Annotated in this window: 13 protein-coding genes; 9 read left to right on the plus strand and 4 right to left on the minus strand. The window is 69.1% G+C overall.

Going from position 1 to position 21,260, the window contains the following annotated elements:
• The first annotated feature begins 118 nt into the window (after positions 1–118).
• Entirely contained in the window at positions 119–1,735 is a 1,617-nt protein-coding gene (locus tag HY049_16925) for a hypothetical protein (protein ID MBI3450581.1), read from the plus strand.
• A 4-nt stretch (positions 1,736–1,739) separates the two neighbouring features.
• Here HY049_16925 and HY049_16930 read toward each other — a convergent pair whose 3' ends face one another.
• Genes HY049_16930 through HY049_16945 form a run of 4 tightly spaced genes read right to left on the minus strand, consistent with a single transcriptional unit; the run spans position 1,740 to position 7,322 of the window.
• Complete coding sequence (locus tag HY049_16930) at positions 1,740–2,045, minus strand: hypothetical protein (GenBank protein ID MBI3450582.1); 306 nt, start codon at positions 2,043–2,045, stop codon at positions 1,740–1,742.
• Entirely contained in the window at positions 2,029–2,721 is a 693-nt protein-coding gene (locus HY049_16935; protein MBI3450583.1) for a nucleotidyl transferase AbiEii/AbiGii toxin family protein, read from the minus strand. Before HY049_16935 ends, HY049_16930 begins: the two co-directional genes overlap by 17 nt.
• A 42-nt stretch (positions 2,722–2,763) precedes the next feature.
• Complete coding sequence (locus HY049_16940; GenBank protein MBI3450584.1) at positions 2,764–4,518, minus strand: glycosyltransferase family 39 protein; 1,755 nt, start codon at positions 4,516–4,518, stop codon at positions 2,764–2,766.
• The gene (locus HY049_16945) at positions 4,515–7,322 is read right to left on the minus strand and encodes a serine/threonine-protein kinase (GenBank protein ID MBI3450585.1); all 2,808 of its coding nucleotides are present in this window, start codon (positions 7,320–7,322) and stop codon (positions 4,515–4,517) included. Before HY049_16945 ends, HY049_16940 begins: the two co-directional genes overlap by 4 nt.
• Before the next feature lie 139 nt (positions 7,323–7,461).
• Here HY049_16945 and HY049_16950 point away from each other — a divergent pair, with 139 nt between their 5' ends.
• The 8 genes from HY049_16950 to HY049_16985 all read left to right on the plus strand — a co-directional run bounded on the left by HY049_16950 (position 7,462) and on the right by HY049_16985 (position 21,258).
• Complete coding sequence (locus HY049_16950) at positions 7,462–7,974, plus strand: outer membrane beta-barrel protein (protein MBI3450586.1); 513 nt, start codon at positions 7,462–7,464, stop codon at positions 7,972–7,974.
• 17 nt (positions 7,975–7,991) lie between these two features.
• Complete coding sequence (locus tag HY049_16955; protein ID MBI3450587.1) at positions 7,992–9,497, plus strand: lipase maturation factor family protein; 1,506 nt, start codon at positions 7,992–7,994, stop codon at positions 9,495–9,497.
• Positions 9,498–9,614: 117 nt separating this feature from the next.
• Complete coding sequence (locus tag HY049_16960; GenBank protein MBI3450588.1) at positions 9,615–10,598, plus strand: GntR family transcriptional regulator; 984 nt, start codon at positions 9,615–9,617, stop codon at positions 10,596–10,598.
• A gap of 421 nt (positions 10,599–11,019) precedes the next feature.
• Positions 11,020–13,449, plus strand: coding sequence for an ABC transporter permease (locus tag HY049_16965; protein ID MBI3450589.1), 2,430 nt, complete (start codon positions 11,020–11,022; stop codon positions 13,447–13,449).
• Positions 13,450–13,479: 30 nt separating this feature from the next.
• Entirely contained in the window at positions 13,480–14,172 is a 693-nt protein-coding gene (locus HY049_16970; protein ID MBI3450590.1) for an amino acid racemase, read from the plus strand.
• A 175-nt stretch (positions 14,173–14,347) separates the two neighbouring features.
• Complete coding sequence (locus HY049_16975) at positions 14,348–20,317, plus strand: hypothetical protein (GenBank protein MBI3450591.1); 5,970 nt, start codon at positions 14,348–14,350, stop codon at positions 20,315–20,317.
• Positions 20,314–20,820: a hypothetical protein gene (locus HY049_16980; protein ID MBI3450592.1), complete on the plus strand. Its 507-nt coding sequence runs from the start codon at positions 20,314–20,316 to the stop codon at positions 20,818–20,820. The genes HY049_16975 and HY049_16980 overlap by 4 nt, the downstream gene beginning before the upstream one ends.
• A gap of 27 nt (positions 20,821–20,847) precedes the next feature.
• On the plus strand, positions 20,848–21,258 hold the full coding sequence (locus tag HY049_16985; GenBank protein MBI3450593.1) for a hypothetical protein: 411 nt from the start codon (positions 20,848–20,850) through the stop codon (positions 21,256–21,258).
• Positions 21,259–21,260: the final 2 nt, after the last annotated feature.

A 21,260-nucleotide genomic window follows, 5' to 3' on the forward strand; every position in this document is an offset into this window, starting at 1 on the left:
CCGAACCGGAAGACCTTCAGCCAGGTCGTGCAGACGACCGTGACGCCCGATTGTGGGCGCCGATCATGGTAGATTCGACCATTCCGGCTCGGTGAATCGTCACGGAGGTTTGGTCAAGATGAGACGTCTTCTCGCCGCGTTCCTTCTCCTCGCTCCTTCCGGGCTCGCCCTCGGACAAACGCCGGCGGGCTCCGAGTTCCAGGTCAACACCTTCACGACCAGCTATCAGACCCGTCCCACCGTCGCGCTCAATGGCTCGGGCGCGTTCGTCGTGGTCTGGCACGGATTCCTCCAGGACGGCTCCAGCCGCGGTGTCTTCGGCCAGCGGTTCGACAGCGCCGGAATGTCCGGCGGAGCGCTCCTGGGAGGTGAGTTCCAGGTCAACACGTTCACCACCGGCGCGCAGGACTATCCCTCCGTCGCCCTCGATGGCTCGGGCAACTTCGTGGTGGTGTGGGAGGGGTACGGGCAGGACGGCTCCGGCGAAGGTGTCTTCGGCCAGCGGTTCGACAGCGCCGGCGCGCCCGCGGGAGGGGAGTTCCGGGTCAACACGTACACGACCAGCGATCAGAGTGAGTCCTCCGTTGCGGTGGATGGCTCGGGCAACTTCGTCGTGGTCTGGAGAAGCTCCGACCAGGACGGTTCCGGTGCCGGTGTCTTCGGCCAGCGGTTCGACAGCGCCGGAGCGCTCCTGGGAGGTGAGTTCCAGGTCAACACGTACACGACCGGCTATCAGAGGTATCCCTCCATCGCCGTCAATGGTTCGGGAGACTTCGTGGTCGCCTGGACCAGCTACGGGCAGGACGGCGACGGCTACGGTGTCTTCGGCCGGCGGTTCAGCAGCACCGGAGCGCCGCTGGGAGGGGAGTTCCAGATCAACACGTACACGACGAGCGGTCAGTCCGACCCCTCCGTCGCGCTCGATGATTCGGGCAGCTTCATGGTCGCCTGGACCAGCTTCGGGCAGGACGGCTACTTCTATGGTGTCTTCGGCCGGAGTTTCAACAGCGCCGGGGCGCCTCTGGGCGGGGAGTTCCAGGTCAACACGTACACGTCGTACAACCAGGAGCGCCCCTCCGTCGCGATGGATGGCTCGGGCAACTTCGTGGTCGCCTGGGAGAGCGGCGACCAGGACGGTTCCGGCGGCGGCATCTTCGGCCGTCGGTTCGCCGGCACCGGAGCGCCGCTGGGAGGGGAGTTCCAGATCAACACGTACACGACGAGCTCTCAGGGGAGCCCCTCCGTGGCGGCGGATGGTTCGGGGAACTTCGTGGTCGCCTGGTCCAGCTACTATCAGGACGGCGATGGCTACGGCGTCTTCGGCCAGAGTTTCGCCGGCGCGACCGGCTGCAGCGATGTCGACGGAGACGGCCTGTGCGACACCGAGGATATCGTCCTCACGAGCCCTCTCAGCGGGGACACTCTCGACTGCAGCGACCCAGCCGTCATCCGCCCCACCATCACATGGGACGCGGGGAACTACGGGAAGTTCAAGGTCTCCATGGCGTCGAGTCCGACCTTCGCGACGGGAACGTTCGTGACGGGCGGCAGCAAGACGACGACGTATTCGCCGCCGGTCAAGAAATGGAAGGGCGCCTGCAAGAAAGCGCTGGCGGCGAACCCGTCGGCACCGGTCCTGTACTTCAGGGTCGCCGGTCTGAACGTGGCCGTGCCGAAGACCGACCCGAACCGCAAGACCTTCAGCCAGGTGGTGCAGACGAGCGTGACGCCTTAGCGCGCTACACGTGCTCCAGGCTCGGATCGTCGCGGATGTAAGCGAGCGTCTGCCCCAGGTACGGGAGCTGGGCAAGGTGGTGCCACGAACGGAGCAGATGGTAGGCCGGCGACGTCAGAAGCCGGGTCGCTTCGACGGCTTCACTCCAGTCGGGCCGGCCGATGGCGTCAACCGTGCTCCGATCGGGGAGCCGGCCGAAGTCCCACGCCGAGCAGAGGCGCGAGAGGAAATCGACGCGATCGGCCAGGCTCTGAAGCTCTGCCGGCGCGGGCCGATCCGGGTACAGCGCTCCGTCAACCACGAAGCGCATCAAGGAACTCCTTCTTGAACCATCCGCGGACGCTCTCCGCCTCTTCCCGTCGAGCCGGTTCGTCGATCCCGTCGAGCGGGCGATGTCTCGCGATGCGCTCGAGATGTGTCTCCACCGCCAGCCGGGCACGGGAAGGATCGGTGTCGCTGCCCGCCATCTCCTGCCGGCGCCGCCAGAGATCCCAGCACGCGGAGGCCGACGTCACGCCGGCCCGACACATGGAGTAGACATCCCGGAAATCACGAGGGGCGCCGCGCTCGACGAGCGCCACCATCTTGCCCGCGAGAAGATCCGGAAGTGAGTCGAGGAGAATATCCACCCAGGGCGCGGGTGCGGATGGCTCCAACTGCGCCGAGCGCGTGGCGATCTGGAAGCTGAAAGCCGTGGCCTTCTCCACCTTCAGGTCCAGGCTGACCACGTCTCCCCATGAGCGCTTCCTCACTTCGCCGAAAGTGGCCAGGACTTCCTCGACGGTGGTGAGGACACGCTGCCTCTCGTTCGCACCCACTTCGGGAGTCCACCACGCATCGACGTCGTGGGTCGAGCGGTACTCCAAGTAATGCATCAACCCGAGGGCTCCTCCGAGGGAGAGACAACGGCCGAGCCCCTTGTCCGCGAGGGCGCGAAGAGATGCGATCGCGTACCTGGAGAGTTGAGCCGGCTGTCTCGGGACCATGCGTGGGCAGGATACAGCACGAGTTGCACGACAGAAAGCGCGCTACGGCTTTCCCTCCGCCGCGTCCACCTGTCTCTGAATCTGCCCCAGCAGCTCCGCCGTGCGCGCGTGCTGCTTCGCCTCCTCGGTGCGGCCCAGCCGGACGCAGAGCCCGGCCGCCATCTCGTGCAGCGGCCGGAACGAACCCGCGAGGAGGGCCGCCTGCACCGGGAGGCTCGACGCCCCCTCCTCGGGGCGCAGATCCCGCAGCGCCGCCGGCTCGGTGCGAAGCTGCTTCTCCAGAAGTGACAGCGCGCCGGCGGGATCCCCTTCGCTCTCGCGGATCGATACCAGGTGCCCTGTGATCTCGTTCGCGGTGCCGTAGTCGGCCACACGGATGCGCGGGTGATTCGGCGGCAGCGGCCTCAGCACGACGGCCGCGACGACGAGGGCGAGGGCGGCGCCGAGCGCGAGAGGCTTCCACCGGTGCGCCCGGATCGCGCCCGCCCCTTCGGCGAGCGCGCACCCCGCGAAGGGGATCATCGCCATCGCGACCGGGACGCGGTATCGCGAGAGATGGAAGAAGACGGCGGTGAGAAGGAGCGCGGCGCCCAGGTGCGCGAGAAGGAGGGCGTGGGCGTGGGATCGAAATCCTGATCGCGCCATCCCCACGGCGGCGAGCGGCGCGACGAGGGGGAAGCCCACGAGAGCCCACGCGAGCGGCCCGAGGCTCAGGCGGTAGTAGTCGTAGCTCTCGTTGTTCGGCACCTCCCACCCCTGCCAGAAGGCGGCAATCTTCCCCGCCACGAGACCGAGCCACGCGGTGACGTCTTCGTGCGTGCGGATCGTCGCCAGCGCCGTGGGGAGGAAGCGCCCTCCCGCGCGATCGAGAATGTCGGCGCCGAGGACGTTGGCCGCGTCGCCGCCGAGCGGATCGTACCCCGCGATGTTGTGGTTGACGAAGTTCACCGGGCCGCTCGCGGCGACTGCGAACGGGGAGACGCCGACGGCCATGTTGCGGGCGACGAGGGGCGTCATGACGACGGCGAAGGCCGCGAGGCAGAGCGCGGCGAGCGCCGCCGCCTCGCGCGGCTGCGAGCGGAAGCGGTGGAGGAGCAGGAGGACGAACGCCGCGAAGAGGACGAGCGCGCTCGACTTGAGCAGGACGAGGATCCCGGCGAGCGCGCCGACGACGGCGGGCCAGCGCCGCCCGTCGATCCGATCGAGGGCGATCGTCCCCGCGAGGAGGGTGGCGAGCCCCACGAACGTCAGCGCCGACTCCCGCAGGAGGAGCAGCTCCTGGAGGAGGAGCGGGCCGAAGAGCGCCGCGAGGAGGCCCGACGCGAGCGCCGCCCCTTCGCCGAAGAGCCGGCGCGCGAGGAGCCAGACGAGCAGGGCGCTCCCGATCCCGAGAAGAGCCTGGAGCGCGAGGACCGGCGTTGTGGTGTCGCCGAAGATCGCGAGGATCGCGGCGAGGGCGTAGGGATACAGAGGATCCTGGTAGAAACGCGCGCCTGAGAGCCAGCGATCCCAGATGCGGCGCCGGATCTCCGGGCCGTAGGGCTCCGTCGATCCGCTCTGCTCGTGAATCCTGCGGGCGTAGCTGTCGTGCCACGAGTGCGCGGGCCTGCCCGAGTCCCGCGAGAGGAGATCCCCGGCGGCGATTCCGCGCGCCCACGTCTTGAAGAAGAACATGTCCGACTCGGTCCAGTGGTCCATGTAAAGGATTGGACCTCCGTCGAGGATTGCGTGGTGCGCGACGCGGACGCCGGCGGCGACGGTGATCACGAGAACGAGCGAGACGAGGGTGCGTCTCACTTCGCTTCGGGGGGCCGCCACCCCACGATGACGTTGATCGGCTCGGTGGCGCGCTCGCTGAGAGGGTTCGCGACGAGGAACCGCTGGCCGTCGGGGGCGACGTCGTACAGCGACATCGTGCCGTAGAACCAGACCTCGGTCGGCCGGAGGCGCGTTGGGAAGAGCGGCACCGGGGCCGTGGCGCGGAAGGCCGGCGCGAGCGTCACGGCGGCCGACATCATCGTGCCGTCGGGGGCGAGGTAGAAGATCTCGTGCCCGTCCTTCCGCCACCTCGGATCGCCTCCGCCCCCCGGGGAGATCTGCCAGCGCGACTCGCCGGGCGGGAAGGTCTGCACATAGATCTCGCTCCGCCCCGACTCGTCCGAGGCGTACGCGACGAATCGCGCGTCGGGGGAGAACTGCGCCAGGTATTCGTTGTTCGGCGTGGCGAGAAAGGGACGGATGACGTGATCGCCGGTGAGGGACGCGGCCTGGATCCCCATCGACCCCTCTTCGTCGGAGCTGTGGAGGAGCAGCCAGCGGCCATCCGAAGACCAGTCGATGGGGTGAAGGTTCACGATCGATTCCAGCAGCCGCGTCTCGGCGCCGGCGCCGCTCGCCGGCTTCTCGAAGACCTCGGCCGACGCGCCGCGCACGTGGCGCGCGAAGACGAGCTTCGATCCGTCGGCCGACCAGACGACGTTCTCGTCGCTGTCGGCCGCGTCGAGCGTGACCCGCGTACCGATGTCGCGGACGAGGTCGATCACCCAGAGGTTCGTGGGCGGCTCGCCTCCCGCCGAGAAGGCCGAGTTCGCACCCGAACGCGCCACCGCAGCGCGTGTCCCGTCGGGCGACAGCGAGACGCTCACGTCCGCCGCCGGAGAGCCGATGGACGAGAGCTGCTTGCCGGAGCGATCGAGCCACACGAGCTGGGACTCCCGAGAGGCCGTCGCCGCGGCGTAGGCGATCACTCCGTTGCGCGACGCCGAAAACGCCGCAATTCCAGGGACGGCCGCGAGCGCGATCGAATCGACGACCACGACGGGCTCCCCCGTGAGCTCCAGCGTGCCGAGATCCATCTTCTGGGCCACGAGGCTCGCCCCGCGCACGAACAGGAGATGCCCCGAGTCGAGGAGGGAAAACCTGAAGGGGTTCGCCAGGACCTTGCGCGACACCTCCGAGTCGAGCGAGCCCGCGAGGATCGCCCGATCCTCGAGCTTGGGAGTCATGGTCCGGTACATGAACCGGCGCCCGTCCGGAAGGAATACCGGGCTCGAATGGCCGCGCTCGTTCCTTTCGGCGTCGAGGCGCGTCACGATCGAGGGAGTCCCGCCCGTCTCCGGCACTCGCCACAGGCCCGACCGGGCGACCGAAAAGAGGATGACGCCCCCCTTTCCCCAGGCCCCTCCCTGGGTCCGCTCGTCCGTGTCGCAGAGAGTCTCGGGGACGCCTCCCGCGAGAGAGATCTTCTTGAGACGATGCTCCTGCTCGAAGGCGAGAAAGCGGGAGTCGGGCGACCAGATCAGGCTGTGGGCGCTCTCGGTCCCGGCCAGAGGACGCGCCGTGAAGTCGTCGAGCGGCCTCACGAAGATCATCGAGTGTCCCGCAGGGTCGGCAGCCATGAAGGCCAGGACCCTCCCGTCGGGCGAGATCTGGAACTCGCGGCCGGAGGAGGCCGGACTGCCGTAGATGGAGCGCCCGGGGATCGTCACCGGGAAGCGAATCTCCTGGGGCGGGTTCGTCGCGACGCGGGTCGCGCGGAGCGCGATCGTCCATCCGGCGATCGCCGCGAGGCCCAGCGCCCCCGCGGCAATCCATCCCGCGAGCCCGCGTCCCGCGCGTGACCGAGCCGCGGCCGAGGCGTCGGGCGCCCGCGCGCCGGATGCCGCCGGGCCCGCCGGCGCTCCCCCCTCCGCGATCCACCGGAGCTCGATCAGGATGTCGTGGACCGACTGGCGGCGCTCGTCGGGATCCTTCGCGAGGCACGTCCTGACGAGGCGGTCGAGCCCCGCAGGGGCGATCGGCGCGATCTCGGCGAGCGGGCGCGGCTCGTCCTTGAGGATCGCCGCGATGAGCGTCGCCTGCGACTTCCCCTCGAAGGCCTTCCGCCCCGTCGCCATCTCGTAGAGGACCGCCCCGAAGGCGAAGATGTCGCTCCGCGCGTCGGCCTCTTTCGCCTCGAACTGCTCGGGGGCCATGTACTGAAACGTGCCGATGATCGTCCCGCGCGCCGTGAGCGGCGCGCTCCCCGCTGCCACGGTTCCCGCGGAGGTTCCGGCGAGCGGGCTCGTCCCGGTCGGCGCCGCGGTGAGGGAGGCGAGAGCGGGATCCGATCCGGCCCCCGAGGCGGTCAGCGACTTCGCGAGGCCGAAGTCGAGAAGCTTCGCCCCCGCCTTCGTCAGCATGACGTTGCCGGGCTTGAGATCGCGGTGGACGATACCGGCGCGGTGCGCGCGGTCGAGCGCCCCCGCGATCTCGATCGCCGTCTTGAGAAGCTCGGGAGCCGGCATCGCCCCCCGCGCGAGGCGCGCCGCGAGCGTCTCCCCCTCGAGGTGCTCCATCACGAGGAAATCGACGCCGTCCTGCGAGCCGACGTCGAAGAGGGCGCAGATGTTCGGGTGGCTCAGGCTGCTGACGGCGCGGGCCTCGCGCTCGAAGCGCGCCCGCAGCTCCGGGTGCGACGAGAGGTGGCCGGGGAGAACCTTGATGGCGACGACGCGATCGAGCCGCGTGTCGCGCGCGCGGTAGACCTCGCCCATCCCTCCGGCGCCGAGCGGGGAGAGGATCTCGTAGGGGCCCAGGCGGGAGCCGGAGGGGAGGCTCATGACGGGTTGGAATCTACAGCAAGTCGGCCTCGCGGAGAATCACGAGCGCGATCCGGCTATAATGTGCGCCGTTGTTCGTCGTAGTCCATATTGAACCGGCAACCGCGCGGTCCGCCCCGAGCCGCCATGGAGGAAGTCGATGAGACGAAGGCTGCTGAGCGCTCTTCTGACGATGTGCGCGTTCTCCACGATCGCCGCCGCCGGCCCGCTCTACGTGGGAGGCGCCTACGGCAATACGAAGCTCAAGGCCAACGACACGAACTTCAACTTCGACGCAAGCAATCCGGGGTGGAAGGCGTTCGTGGGCTACCGGCTCTTGAAGTTCCTCGGCGTGGAGGCCGGCTACACGGACTTCGGGAGCCCGACCGACAAGAAGGTGACGATCGGCGCGAAGGGGTGGGACTACTACGCGATCGGAGCGCTGCCGGTGGGCCCGATCGATCTGTTCGCCAAGGTCGGCGCCATCAGCTGGAAGACCGACGTCTCGGGCCTCGGCAAGGGGCACGACACCGGCACGGACACCGCGTACGGAGCGGGCGTTCTGTTCCACGTGAGCCACGTCGGCATCCGCGCGCAGTACGAGAAGTTCCAGGTCCAGAACACCGACAATCTCTACATGATCTCCGTCGGCGCGGAGTGGCGCTTCAAGTAGGCCCCTGAGACACGTCCCTGAGCGAGGAGCCTCGGTCCTACTGGCTGACCCGATTCGTCATCCTGAGGCTTCTCGGGCTCGTCTACTTCGTCGCGTTCCTCTCTCTCGCCTGGCAGGGGCTCCCCCTCGTCGGGAGCCATGGACTTCTCCCCGCGGCCTCATTCCTCGACGGGATCCGCGCGCAGGCGGGGTCCCGGCTTGCCGGCTTCGCCGAGAACCCGAGCGTCTTCTGGCTGAACGACTCCGACGCCGCACTCGTCGCGGGCGCCTGGGTGGGCACCGCTCTCTCGCTCGTCGTCCTGTCGGGATTCGCGAACTCGATCCTCATGGCGATCCTGTGGGCGCTCTACATGTCGTTCGTCCACGTCGGGCAGGAGTGGTACGGGTTCGGCTGGGAGATCCAGCTCCTCGAGACGGGCTTCCTCGCGATCTTCCTCTGTCCCCTTCTCGACGCGCGGCCGTTCCCGCGCCGCCCACCATCTCCGGTCGTCCTCGGGCTCTTCCGCTGGCTCATCTTCCGGATCATGCTCGGCGCCGGGCTGATCAAGCTCCGTGGGGATCCGTGCTGGCGCGATCTCACCTGCCTGGACTTCCACTACGAGACGCAGCCCATCCCGAACCCGCTGAGCCGGAGCCTTCACTTCATGCCGCACTGGTCAAAGGCCGGGGGCGTGCTGCTCAACCACCTCTGCGAGCTCGTGGCGCCGTGGTTCGCGTTCTGGCCGCGCCGCGGGCGGCTCGCGGCGGGGGTGCTCTTCGTCGCCTTCCAGGTGGCGCTCATCCTCAGCGGCAACCTGTCGTTCCTCAACTGGCTGACCATCGTCCCGGCGCTCGCCTGTTTCGACGACGGCTTCCTGCGCCGCGTCCTTCCCGGGGCGCTCGGCTCGCGGGCCGATCGGGCGGCGGCCGCGGCGACGCCCCCTTCGCGGGCGCAGCGGGTGGTGGTGGCATCCCTCGCGGGGCTGGTGGCCGTGCTCAGCTACGCGCCCGTGAGAAATCTCCTCTCGCCGCGCCAGGCCATGAACACGTCGTTCGACCGTCTCGAGCTCGTGAACACGTACGGCGCCTTCGGCAGCGTCGGCCGGGAGCGGCCGGAGATCGTCCTCGAGGGAACCGCCGACGCGGTCGACACCCCCGACACGGTGTGGCGCGCGTACGAGTTCAAGTGCAAGCCCGGCGATCCCATGCGGTCCCCGTGCTTCGTCTCGCCCTATCACGAGCGTCTCGACTGGCTGATGTGGTTCGCGGCGATGTCCACGCCGGAGCGCTACCCCTGGTCGGTTCACCTCGTGTGGAAGCTCCTGCACAACGACGCGCTCGCCCTCTCGCTCCTCGCGAACGATCCGTTCCCCGCGAGCCCGCCGAAGCGGATCCGGGGCCTCCTCTACCACTACGAGTTCGCACCTCCCGGCGACCCCGAAGGGCGCTGGTGGAAGCGGACCCTGATCGGGACGTGGCTTCCGCCGCTCTCGGCGGACGACGCGCGCCTGCTTCGCTTCCTCGACGCGCACGGCTGGCCGTAGCCGGACCCGATCCGCGCACCCCGCCGACGCGCCCGGCCCCTCCGCGATGGATGTCGTCGCGCCGCCCGGATATGCTCTGCGGCACGCCATCCAACTGTTCCAGGAGCGGTGCCTCTCATGAAGATACGCCTCGACCGGAGCGCCCAGGAGAGCCTGCTGAGCCAGGCCCGCGATCAGATCGTCTCGGCCCTCCACGCCGGGGTCGTGCGCCGGGGAGATCGGCTGCCGTCGCTCCGGCAGGTCGCCGACCGGTCCCGGCTCAACGTGAAGACTGTCCTGAAGGTCTACACGCTCCTCGCCGGCGAGGGGCTCCTCGAGATGCGGCGGGGGAGCGGCGCCTTCGTCACCGCGTACGATCCGGGCGAGTTCGAGCCGGCTCAGGCGGTCCGGCTCGCCCGGTTCATCCGCCGGCATCTCGACGAGGCGTCGGGGATGAGCCTGACCCCGGGCGCGTACGCCTCGCTCATCACGAGCCTCTCGACGCGCGGCGCCCTCGCGCGCCAGAGCGTGGTGGTGCTCGAGTGCAACCGCGAGCAGGTCGATCTCTACGCGGAGGAGATCACGAGGCGCGTGGGCGTGAAGACCCACGCCGTCATGCTCTCGGATCTCCACGCGAAGAAATCTGCGGCGATCCTCCGGAGCAGCTCCGTTCTCGCCGTCACCGACTTCCACATGAAGGAGGGGGCCACCATCGCGCAAGAGCACCGACGGCCCATCATCCGCCTCCGGCTGAGGCGCGACTTCCTCCCGACGATGATCGACGCCGCGCGCCGCGGCCGCGTGCTGATGATCGTCTCGAGCGCCGCCTTCATCCCCGCCTTCAAGAAGGCCCTCGTCCTCCTGGGGCTGCACAAGGAGCATCTCGAGCGCATCACGGCGGTGGAGGGGTCGCATCGCCAGGCGGTGGGCCGCGCGGCGGCGCGCGCCGACGCCGTCTACCTCTCCCCGCTGTGCGATCGATCGCTCCGCGCGGAGATCCCGAAGTCGGCGCGCCTCATCTCCTTCAACACCCACCTCGATGCGGACTCGATCGAGGAGATCGAGTCGTGGCTGCTCCTCTCCGGGCGCGGGACGCCGGGCCGCAAGCGCCCGACCGCCTGAGGCGCCTGGAACAATCCGTGGAACAGCGCCTATATGTTCCGCGGAACGGAATCTGCCGGCGCGCTGTGGCTGTTCCTCTCACCGTCACGGTATAAGAGCGCGCAACAGCCCTCGCGGAGCCACGCCCCAGCGGGGCTCTCCGGGAGACGTTCCAGAGGCGCGCGGGCAGGCGCGCCGAGGAGCGGCAGGGCGAGGGCCGGTTCCTTCTCCCCAGAGAGGCAGGCCCTCCGGCGCGGGGTCCCCTTCGCCGGGGGGTCTGCTGTCCGGCGTCCCCTCCCTCCGCCCTCCGGAGCGCATGCCGTTCCTTCATGCTCCGGATGAGAACTATGCGTTGGCGTCATGGTCCGGATCGGTCCACGATGACTCCATCGACGCGCGCCGCCTCGATCCGACACCCCGGCGCGCGCGAGGAGGGTCGACGATGGCCGGCATCCTTCACGACGTCCGCTACGCCTGGCGCGTGCTGCGCCAGCGCCCCGGGTTCACCGCCACGGCGGTGATCACGCTCGCTCTCGGCATCGGGGCCAACACCGCGATGTTCAGCGTGATCGACGCCGTCCTCCTGAGGCCCCTTCCGTACTCCGATCCCGACCGCCTCGTCTACCTCAATACGACGAGCGAGGCGGCGCACGCGAGCCTGTGGCCGATTTCGTGGCCGAACTTCGAGGACATGCGCGAGCAGAACGGCGCCCTCGAGATGATGAGCGCCACGCGCAACGTGACGCTGAACCTCGCCGAGGGGGACGCCACCGAGCGGATCGAGGGGGCCCGCGTCTCCCCGAACCTCCTGCGCCTGCTCGGATCCCCGCCCGGCCTCGGGCGCGACTTCATCGAGGCGGAGGGGAAGCCCGGCGCCCCCGCGACGGCGCTCCTGACCCACGGCTTCTGGCAGCGCCGCTTCGGAGGTGACCCGGGCATCGTGGGCCGCACCGTCGGGCTCGACGGCACCCGCTGCACCGTCGTCGGGATCCTGCCGAAGGGGCTCCGGTATCCGGAGCCGACGACGGACGTGTGGATCCCCCTGGTCGTGACGCCCGCGGAGGCGATCCGCGGCAACTACCTCCTGCGGCCGATCGGGCGCCTGAAGCGCGGCGTCTCCCTCGCCGAGGCCAACGCACGGACGGAGGCGATCGCGGCGCGCCTGGCGAAAGACTACCCGGACGACAACGCCACCATGGGCGTGCACCTCATGCCCCTCAAGGATCGGGTCGTCGGCGACTCCGCAGCCCCCCTTCGCGTCCTCTTCATCGCGGTCGGGTGCGTGCTCCTCATCGCCTGCGCCAACGTCGCGAGCCTCCTGCTCGCGCGCGCCTCGGGACGCCGCGCGGAGCTCGCGGTCCGCTCGGCACTCGGCGCGGGCGTGGCGCGTCTCGTCCGCCAGCTTCTCATCGAGAGCTTGCTCCTCTCGCTGATCGGCGCAGCCCTCGGCCTCGCCCTCGCGTGGACGGGCCTTCCGGCCCTGACGAGCCTCGACCGAGCGACGCTGCCGCGCGCGGCGGAGATCTCCCTCGACCTCCGCGTCCTCGCCTTCACGCTCGGCGTCGCGGTGCTGACCGGCGTCCTCTTCGGCCTCTTCCCGGCCTGGCACCTGTCGCGGCGGCCGGTCGCCGACTGGATCCGGGGCGGCGCTCCGATGCGCGGCGGCAGCGACGCCGGTCACCGCCGTGTTCTCGGCGCCCTTGTCGTGGCCGAAATCGCCGTCTCCCTCGTCCTCCTCGCGGGGGCGGGGCTGATGACGCGCAGCCTCGGCCGCCTCCTGAAGGTCGATCCGGGATTCTCTCCGGAAGGGCTCATCGCGTTCGAGATGGGGGCCTCCCGCGCGCACTATCCGGAGATCAAGGACCAGGCCGAGCTGTACCGCCGCACCGTGGAGCGCGTCGCGTCGATCCCCGGCGTCGAGAGCGCAGCGGCGGTCCACCGCCTTCCGCTCTTCGGCTTCTCGTCCGGCACGGGGTTCGAGATCGACGGGAGGCCGACACCGCGTGGGGAGGCCGGCCCCAACGCCGACTTCCGCGTCGTGACGCCGGGGTACTTCCGCACGATGGGAATCCGCCTCGTGGAGGGGCGGCAGTTCGACGACCACGACGCGCCCGGCTCGCGCGACGTGGTCCTCGTCAGCGAGTCGGTGGCGCGCACGCACTGGCCGAGCGAGAGCCCCGTGGGCAAGCGCATCCAGCTCGGCGCCATCCGCGATCGATGGTGGACGATCGTCGGCGTCGTCGGCGACGTGAAACTGCGAGGCCTCGACAAGGAGGCCGGCGCAGACGCCGTCTACTGGACGATGGCGCAGAACTTCTTCCCGAACGCTTTGCGGACCGTCTACGTCGTCGCCCGCTCGAAGACCCCCCTCGCGGCGCTCGAGCCCGCGGTGCGCGCGGCGATCCGCCAGGTGGACGCGGAGGAGGGGATGGCTCGGCCCCGCCCGGTCTCGGACGTCGTGTCGGACTCCGTCTCGTCGCAGAGGCTGAGCGCGGTCCTCCTCTTCATGTTCGCCGCGCTTGCGGCGATCCTCGCGGCCGTGGGACTGTACGGGGTGATGTCGTACTCGGTGACGCGGCGCACGCACGAGCTCGGCATCCGGATGGCTCTGGGCGCCGAGAGCGCCGATCTGCTGCGGATGGTCCTGCGCCACGGGCTCGCGCTCGTCGGCGCGGGCCTGGCGATCGGCATCACCGCGGCGCTCGCCCTCACGCGCCTGATCCAGTCGATGCTCTTCGACGTGTCGGCGAGCGACCCCGTCACGCTCGCCGGCGTGTCTCTGATCCTCGCGGGCGTCGCGCTCGTGGCGACGTGGATCCCGGCGCGGCGGGCGTCGAGGCTGAATCCTCTCGCGGCGCTGAGGTGGGAGTAAGCCATGTCGGGAGATGGAGGCGCACACACCGTGACCCAGCACATCGGCATCGTCGCCGGCAGCGCCGAGGGCGCCGCCCTGTGTTACCGCACGATCTGCCTCGAGGCGCCCGCCGTCATGGGTGCGCACCGTCACCCTGAGATCACCATGAGCTCGGTGCCCCTGGCCGACCACATGCTCCACATCCGCGCGAACGACTGGGAGGGGCTGGCCGAGGTGCTGGCCGCCTCCGCGCACAAAGTGGCGGGCGCGGGGGCCGATTTCGCCATCTGCCCCGACAACACGTACCACCAGGCGTTCAGGTACCTGATCCCGAAGTCCCCCATCCCGTGGCTGCACATCGCCGGGACCGTCGCCGAGGAAGCCCGCCGCTCGGGGTTCCGGCGGCTCGGCATCCTGGGGACGAAGTACTTGATGGAAGGGGGTGTCTACCCGGAGGCCCTGGAGCGATTCGGAATCGAGAGCGAGATCCCCGGCGACGCGGACAGGGAGAGAATCCACGAGATCATCCTCAAGGAGCTGGTCAACGGCCGCTTCCCGGAAGCGTCCCGGCTGTACCTCAATGAAGTTGCGGGGAGACTCAAGGCGCGCGGGTGCGATGCGATCGCCCTCGGTTGCACCGAGCTGCCGCTGATCGTGCGGCCGGACGACACGCATCTGCCCACCCTGGACTCGACGCGCCTGCTCGCGAGAGCCGCCCTGAGGCGGGCCCGGGAGGGCTGAGGCGGGGCACGCGCTCCATCTGTAACGCACCGTGACACGCCGGCCGTCGATCCGTTCGCCGGCGAACACACTCAATCGCTTCGAATGCCGCGCTTCCCCCTGACGGGAATCGCGGCACCCGTCTTGCTGTGAGGCGCGAAGGCATGCACCTCGAACGCGCCCACAGGAGACGACGATGACCCACGCGCCGCACGCTTCCCTTCCGACCCTCGGCCTGACGGTGATCGCGCTCCCCATCGTCTTCGCCCTCGGCGTCACTCCGGCCCCTGGCGCCACCTCGGCCGATTTCGCCCGAGGGTTCGTGACGGGGCAGGCCTACCAGGACGGGCTGAGCGAGAGCGTCAACCTCTACAACTTCAACCCCGTCGTCTCCGTGCCTCTCTCGCCGACCTACACGGTCTCCGACGCGCTCTCCTACGGGCTCACCGCGTACTACAACGCCGGCCTCCGCTGGGCGATGAGCTCCGACCACACGCATTCGAGCTACGGGCTCTCGTACGGCAACGCCGACTTCAATGGATGGCTCGGCGCCGGGTGGCGACTCGACTTCGGGAAGGTCGTGAACTTCATCGAGCGGGACTCGGCGAGCCGGTGCGTCGAGTCCGCGAGCAACTACCTCGACCCGGGCGGAGCGTTCCACGTCATCAGCCCCGACGTGGTCTACACGATGGACGGGACGAACACCATCGTCACGCAGACCGCGCGCCTCACGAAGAGCATCTCGGCGTGCCTGGTGCCCACGAAACTGGAGAACAACGACCAGAGGTGGTTCCGCACGGCGGACCCCAACACCGGCCAGATCACGCAGATCGCCGACCTGACGCAGCTCAATCAAGTCAACATCACGTACTACGGCCCCTCGGACTTCGACAGCTTCACGAATCCGGCGGCGTACGACTACAGCTCGCCCTTTGCCGAGAATCAGGAGCAGACCCGGGCGATCAAGCGTGTCACCGACACGCGCGGCCGGGTCATCGACATGACGCTGGACGGCGTGGCCGCCGGAGCGCGCGGGCGAATGGTCCTGAGCGACGTCGCGGCGCCGGTCTTCGGCGACAATCCGGCGAGCCCCACGGGCCACTGGACCCTCCATTACGAGAGCCGATCGGGGTTCACCGTGCCGGACCCGAGCTGGGGAACGCTCGACCCGAACTCGCCGCCGGGGCCGTTTCCTCTGCTGACCCGGATCGAGTTCCCCTCGGCCGGCGGCGCGCGGCTCACGTACACCTTCGACTACAACGAGCACGGCGAGCTGTCGGAGATCCGGACCCCGGGCGGGGCGCGGACCGTCTACGAGTGGGGCGACGAGTTCGTCTCGTCGGATCCCGACGCCGACACGCCGAGCGCGTGGCCGGTCGCCCGCGTCCTCGTCCGCAGGACGGTCTACCCCTCGCCCTATGACGCCCCCGGCGCGGCCCACACCTTCACGTACCTGCACAATCGATATCCGGCGCGGTGCGACAGCAACCACGTCGTCTTCGACAAGTGGCGCGCGCTGGTCACCGATCCGGAAGGCAATGACACCGAGTATCGCTTCTTCACGACCAGGTCGTGGCCGTACGCGGATCGGCCGCACGACTACCCGCGGAACGGCGCTCCGGGGGCGGTCAAGGTCTACAAGGGGCACGCGCCGCGCTGGCGCGCCGGCGCGACAGGACCCTCCGAGCGCGACCCAGGCGATCCGGGGACGGGCCTTCTCACCCGCGCCACCTACTCCCGGTACATGTACCAGGACCCCAACTGGATCGACTGGCTCCACGTTCTCGGCACTCAGACCATCTACTTCGACGATCGCCTCGCGACGGGATTCCTCCCCCTCGATCCCAACGCGACGGACCCGGCCTGCATCGCGAACCGCGAGATGGACACGCCGGTCGGCGACTCGACTCTCGAAGGATGGGCGTGGCAGGCCGAAGTCCACGATCCCAACAACTGGTTCTCCCACCAGACCGTCAATGGCCGGGAGTACAAGAGAACGTACATCGGAAACCTCGTGGGACCGAGGGAGCTCGAGATCCAGGGTGAAGGCCTCGACCTCTGTCCACTGCGCCCGCAGTTCGGAGAATTCCGGACGATCAAGGAAGGTGGGGTCCTGAAGGAGCTGTCCCAGACCGGGAACGGCGGCATCTGCATCCGGCGAAACGACCTCACCCGCAGCTACGACTATGCCGACCGAGGCGTTCTCTACTCGCGCGACATCGCGCAGACGCCGACGTGGACTGCCGGGATGCTGACCGCGATCGCGCACTCGGGCGGCGATCCCGTCTCGGCCGACCCGAACGCGATGGGGAATGCACCCGTCACCTATACCGAGTCGCTCGGTTACAACGCCGGCGCTCTCAGCAGCCGGAAGTTCGCCGGAGTCTCGTGGTACTCACTCGACCGGACGATCGACCCGGCCAGCGGCCTGCCGGCGGTGAGCCGTGATTCCGCGGGAGTGGCCACGACCCTCGGCTACGACGCGCTCGGGAGAACCGTGAGCGTCGCGCCCCTCTCGCCGGAGATGGCGACCATGTTCGTGTACTCCGCGGAAACGCGGAGCTTCACCGACGCGGGCGGCGTGACCAACACTCATGTCTTCTCCCGGAGCGTGGAGGTCAACCGTGGCGACTTCCTCGGCTCCTCGTCCGGCATCTACGCGAAGTACGAGTACGACGGCCTCGGCCGCCTCGTCCGCGAGACGCGCGGAAAGCCGAACGGAGCGCTCATGGAGCAGACGCGCGCCTACGACGGCCTCGGCGCGCCGACGTTCACGAGCGTCTGGCACAATCCCGGGCTCAGCGGGACGGGAACCACGATCTCGTACCGTGACGGCGACGCGAGCTATCCCCCCTCGGGGCGGCGCGAACCCTTCGGGCGCCCGATGAAGGTGACGAACGCCGTCGGAAACGCGCGCACGTACTCCTACTTCGGCCTCAACGACCGCGTGACCGACTACAACGTCAACGTCCCGCCGAACCAGCAGACGAGCCCGACGGATCCCTCCCACGCGGCGACGACCACGACGTACCGCGACCACAGAGGGCACGTGCGCATCGTCTCTCCGCCCATCGACCCGATCACGCAGGCGCCGGCGGCGGCGCCGGCGGTCTACGCGTACAACTACGGCGGGCGCCTCACCGCGGTGAAGCTCCTTCAGTCGCTGGCGATGCAGGCCTACGACGTCGCGGACCCGAACACGCCCGATCTTCGCTCGGACAGGTTCGCCATCGTGCCTTCCGCCGGCTTCGTGCAGACGCGCGCCTTCGTCCACGACAACCTGGGCCTCCTCCGGGAGACGGTGGAGCCGGAGACGGGACACACGTGGAACCGGGCCTACGATCCCCTCGGCAACCCGACCGTCTTCCAGGACAACGGCATGAGGGCGACGCGTCTTTCGTACGATCCCGCCGGACGGCTCATCGAGTCCGAGGTCGCCATCCCCGATTCGAGCTACCGCATCCGCGCGCTGTACACGTACGCCAACGACCCGGGCTCGATCGGGGCGCACGGGACCGCCCTCTCGAAGCTGGTCCGGGCCGAGACGCGGGAGGGACGGGGAGCCTCCGCGGCGGTCGAGCGGGAGTTCTTCTACGGCGGAGTCGGGGGGCGTCTGTCGCAGGAGCGCGATCGCTACGGGAGCTTCTGGGGCGGAGCGACGCCGTGGCTGACGACGAGCTACGTCTTCGACAATTTCGGCCTGCCGAGCCGCCTGACGTACCCGATTCCCGATGCCTCGCCTCGCGTGCCGACGGCCATTGCCTACCGGTACGCTCACGGATACCTGACGGAGATCGACTCGAACAAGGGGACGGGCGATCCCAACGTCCTCACGCCGATGGCGATCGTTGGCTACAATCCGCGGGCCGTGCCGAGTTCCCTGACATACTCGAATGGCGTGACCGAGAGATTCTCTTCGGACATTCTCGGGCGGCCGACGGGGGTGACGGTCCAGGCCGGCGCGAGCGGCTGGTGGGACTCGGGCGCGTACCGTTTCGACGGCGCGGGGAATCTCGTGGGGATCGGGCTCCAGAACTACGCCTACGACCCGGTCGGCCGTCTCGTCGGCTCGACGACGGCGACGATGGACGCATTCCCAATGTACTATTCCCAGTCCTTCGGATACGATCGTTATGGGTCGATGACCGCGCGGACGGGCTCCCTCGGCGGCAGCCAGACGTTCGACGTCGACCCGAACACGAACCGCGTGAGGGCGCTCAATCCGGCGTCCGCCAATCTGAGGTTCGAGTACGACCCGGTCGGGTCCGTGACGACCGACGGGGTGTACGACTATGAGCACGACGACCGGGAGCGCCTGACGCGGGTGAGGCTCAAGAGCTCGAGCGTGGATGTCGACTCCTACGGCTACGACGAGCGCGGCTGGCGGGTGAGGAAGACCGACTCCGCGACCGATCGGACCACCGCCTACGTCCGGGACCTCGACGGCCACGTGCTGTCGGAGTACGCGATGCCGGCGGGGACGAGCCTCGAGCCGCACTGGAAGAAGGACTACGTCCACGCGCTCGGCCGCCACCTCGCGGCGATCGAGAACATCGAGCCGGACGAGCCCTCGGGGGAGATCTCCTCGGCCTCGCGCGCCGGGGCGACGCCGTCGGTCACGCTGGCGTGGCTCCCCGTCCCGTCGGCCGACATCTACGGCTACCACGTGTACCGCAGCTCGGCGGGGCCCACGGGGCCCTACGTCCGCCTGACGGCGAGCGCCCCCGTCACCTCGACCACCTTCACCGACACGAGCGTCGCACCCGGCGCGCCGTACTACTACGAGCTGACCTCGGTCGACATGTCGGGGAACGAGTCGCCGGAGACGCCGCCTCGGAAGATCACGCCGGGCGACGCGACACCGCCGTCGGCGCCGTCGCAGTTCACGGGATCGACCGAGGACGGCGTCGCGCTCACCTGGACGGCGGCGGCGGACAGCGGGGGCGATCTCGCGGGACAGAGGCTCTATCGGAACCCCACAGGCGTCGCGCTCTCCCCGTTGGGCGGGTTGCTCCCCGCGGGGGCCTCGAGCTACCTGGACTCGACCGCGGTGCCGGGAACCGAGTACGTCTACGAGATCCGCTCGGTCGACACGGCGGGACTGGAGTCGGGCCCGAACCCACAGGTCACGCTGACGCCGACGGCCCCGGGAGGCGGGACGGGAGGTGCGGGGGGCAGCTGCGGCGAACACTGCATGCCGGGGAAGGACTCGCTCCTCCTCCCGAGGTATCCGGCGCCGTCCCTGCCCGGAGAGGCGTTCGAGGATCTGGCGGATCCCGCGAGTGTGGAGGGGGACTACAGGATCGTGTTCTACCACGTCGACCATCTGGGGACGCCGAGGGTGCTGACGGACGAGATGGGGGATGTGGTCGGGGAGTACGCGCTCTTCCCTTTCGGCGAGGAGGTGCCGGGGCCGTGGCCGATCGCGGCGTCGTCGAACACCCACTGGTTCACCGGGCACGAGAGGGACCTGGGAGTGGGGGCGGATGACATGCTGGCGAGAACGTTTCACCCGGCTTCGGGACGCTTCCTCGCTGCCGACCCTTCCCTGCGCAACGTCAATCTGCGCTCGCCGGGCACGCTGGACGGCTACGCCTACGTGAACGGGAGCCCGATGGACACGCTGGATCCCGACGGCATGGCGAGCCTTCGGTGCAGGCCTCTCAACACGGTGCTGGGGTTGCACGTCGGCTCGCCGGATTCCCGGAGCCTGATGCACACGTCGTTCTTCTACGACGATGGAGCGTCGCCTCCGAACTCGGGATTCTTCCCGGGTGGAGTCGGCCCGGACAGACCGGACGAGCTCAAGTACTACGGCGCGCCGGTGCAGAATCATCTCAACGACACGCTCCTTCGACAGGCCGAGCTCCTCGTCCGGGCCACGGGCAAGTTCGACGCTGAGGACTACAGCCTTTCGTCGAACAACTGCCACGACTACGCGGGGGCCGTCCTGGACGCGTACATGAGGCTCGCTCACGGAAGGAAGCTTCTGAACGACTGTCGCGATCAACGCGACGTCGATGCCTGCAGAAAACTCGAGAGGAGCTGCCATCTGAAGGAAGTTCCCGAGGATGTCTGTCAGCAGTACGAGGACGCCAGGCGGCAGGGGGCGCTGCCCGCGCACCAGTTCATCGTTCCCGGCTCCATCCCCGGAGCTCAGCGATGACCGCAGATCGCACCGGCCGTTCCCTGGCGACGTCGGTTCCCGCCGTTCTTGTCTCAGGGGTGATGCTCGCCGCGCTCACGTCTCTCTCGACCTCCATGAAGATTCCCACGGTTCTGGCGCCGATCCCCTTCCCCCTCGTCATCGCCGAGGTGGATTACCCGGGCGCGGTCGTGTGGGTTGCGGCGGTGGCGTTCTGGATCGTGGGCGTTCGCCTCTTTCTCGGACACGCCGTCATTCCGGGCTACTCGCTCGTCCTGTTCGGCGGGGTGGTCCTGGCGGACGCCGCATGGCTGGCGGTCAACGCGGAACACGGCGTCCTGTTCCAGGGTGCCTGGCATACCGCAGCCGTCGTCTCCGGCAACGCCATCATCGCGTCATGCCTGACGTGGCTCGCGTGGTCGGGACGCCGGCAGCCGGCGTTCTGGAGGAGCCTCGCGTTCCACTGGGGGCTCTTCGCCTGGCTCTCCTGGTACGCGTTCCCGTACCTGGGAGAGCTGATCTAGCGGAACAGGACGGAGAGGGCCTCCGCGATGAAGCGGTTCGAGCGTGCTCTGTGGCTCGCGGGCGCGGGAACCATCGTCATGGTCGTCGCGGTCGGGTTGGAAGGAGACTTTTTCTTCGCCGCGGAGCTTGCGGCCATCGCGCTCGGGTGTCTCCTCTCCGCCCTCATCGTCAGGAGGAGCACGCGGGGCGCGAGCGTCACGCCAGAGTGGGCCCTGTTCACGATCCTGACGCTGGCCGTTTCCATCGGAGTGGGCGGGTGGAATCGCCATCACGAGCGGACGGTGGAGCGGAACTTCATCACCGTGTGCCTCACCAGCGGCCTCGCCGAGGCGTGCGAGAACGCGCGAAGCGTGTGCGACTACTGGAAGTGGCGAGGGGATGAGCCCCTCGAGTGCGCCTCCGTCCGGCGAGTTCTTTCCCTGGAGGCGAGACGGTGATC

This window comes from Acidobacteriota bacterium (assembly GCA_016195325.1).
Classification (GTDB): Bacteria; Acidobacteriota; Polarisedimenticolia; order JACPZX01; family JACPZX01; genus JACPZX01.

Bases quoted from the DNA above. Each gene is read 5' to 3' on its own strand.
- HY049_16985 (MBI3450593.1), top strand. From the start codon at position 20,848: ATGAAGCGGTTCGAGCGTGCTCTGTGGCTCGCGGGCGCGGGAACCATC.
- HY049_16965 (MBI3450589.1), top strand. From the start codon at position 11,020: ATGGCCGGCATCCTTCACGACGTCCGCTACGCCTGGCGCGTGCTGCGC.
- HY049_16980 (MBI3450592.1), top strand. From the start codon at position 20,314: ATGACCGCAGATCGCACCGGCCGTTCCCTGGCGACGTCGGTTCCCGCC.
- HY049_16935 (MBI3450583.1), bottom strand. From the start codon at position 2,721: ATGGTCCCGAGACAGCCGGCTCAACTCTCCAGGTACGCGATCGCATCT.
- HY049_16930 (MBI3450582.1), bottom strand. From the start codon at position 2,045: ATGCGCTTCGTGGTTGACGGAGCGCTGTACCCGGATCGGCCCGCGCCG.
- HY049_16960 (MBI3450588.1), top strand. From the start codon at position 9,615: ATGAAGATACGCCTCGACCGGAGCGCCCAGGAGAGCCTGCTGAGCCAG.
- HY049_16975 (MBI3450591.1), top strand. From the start codon at position 14,348: ATGACCCACGCGCCGCACGCTTCCCTTCCGACCCTCGGCCTGACGGTG.
- HY049_16945 (MBI3450585.1), bottom strand. From the start codon at position 7,322: ATGAGCCTCCCCTCCGGCTCCCGCCTGGGCCCCTACGAGATCCTCTCC.
- HY049_16925 (MBI3450581.1), top strand. From the start codon at position 119: ATGAGACGTCTTCTCGCCGCGTTCCTTCTCCTCGCTCCTTCCGGGCTC.
- HY049_16950 (MBI3450586.1), top strand. From the start codon at position 7,462: ATGAGACGAAGGCTGCTGAGCGCTCTTCTGACGATGTGCGCGTTCTCC.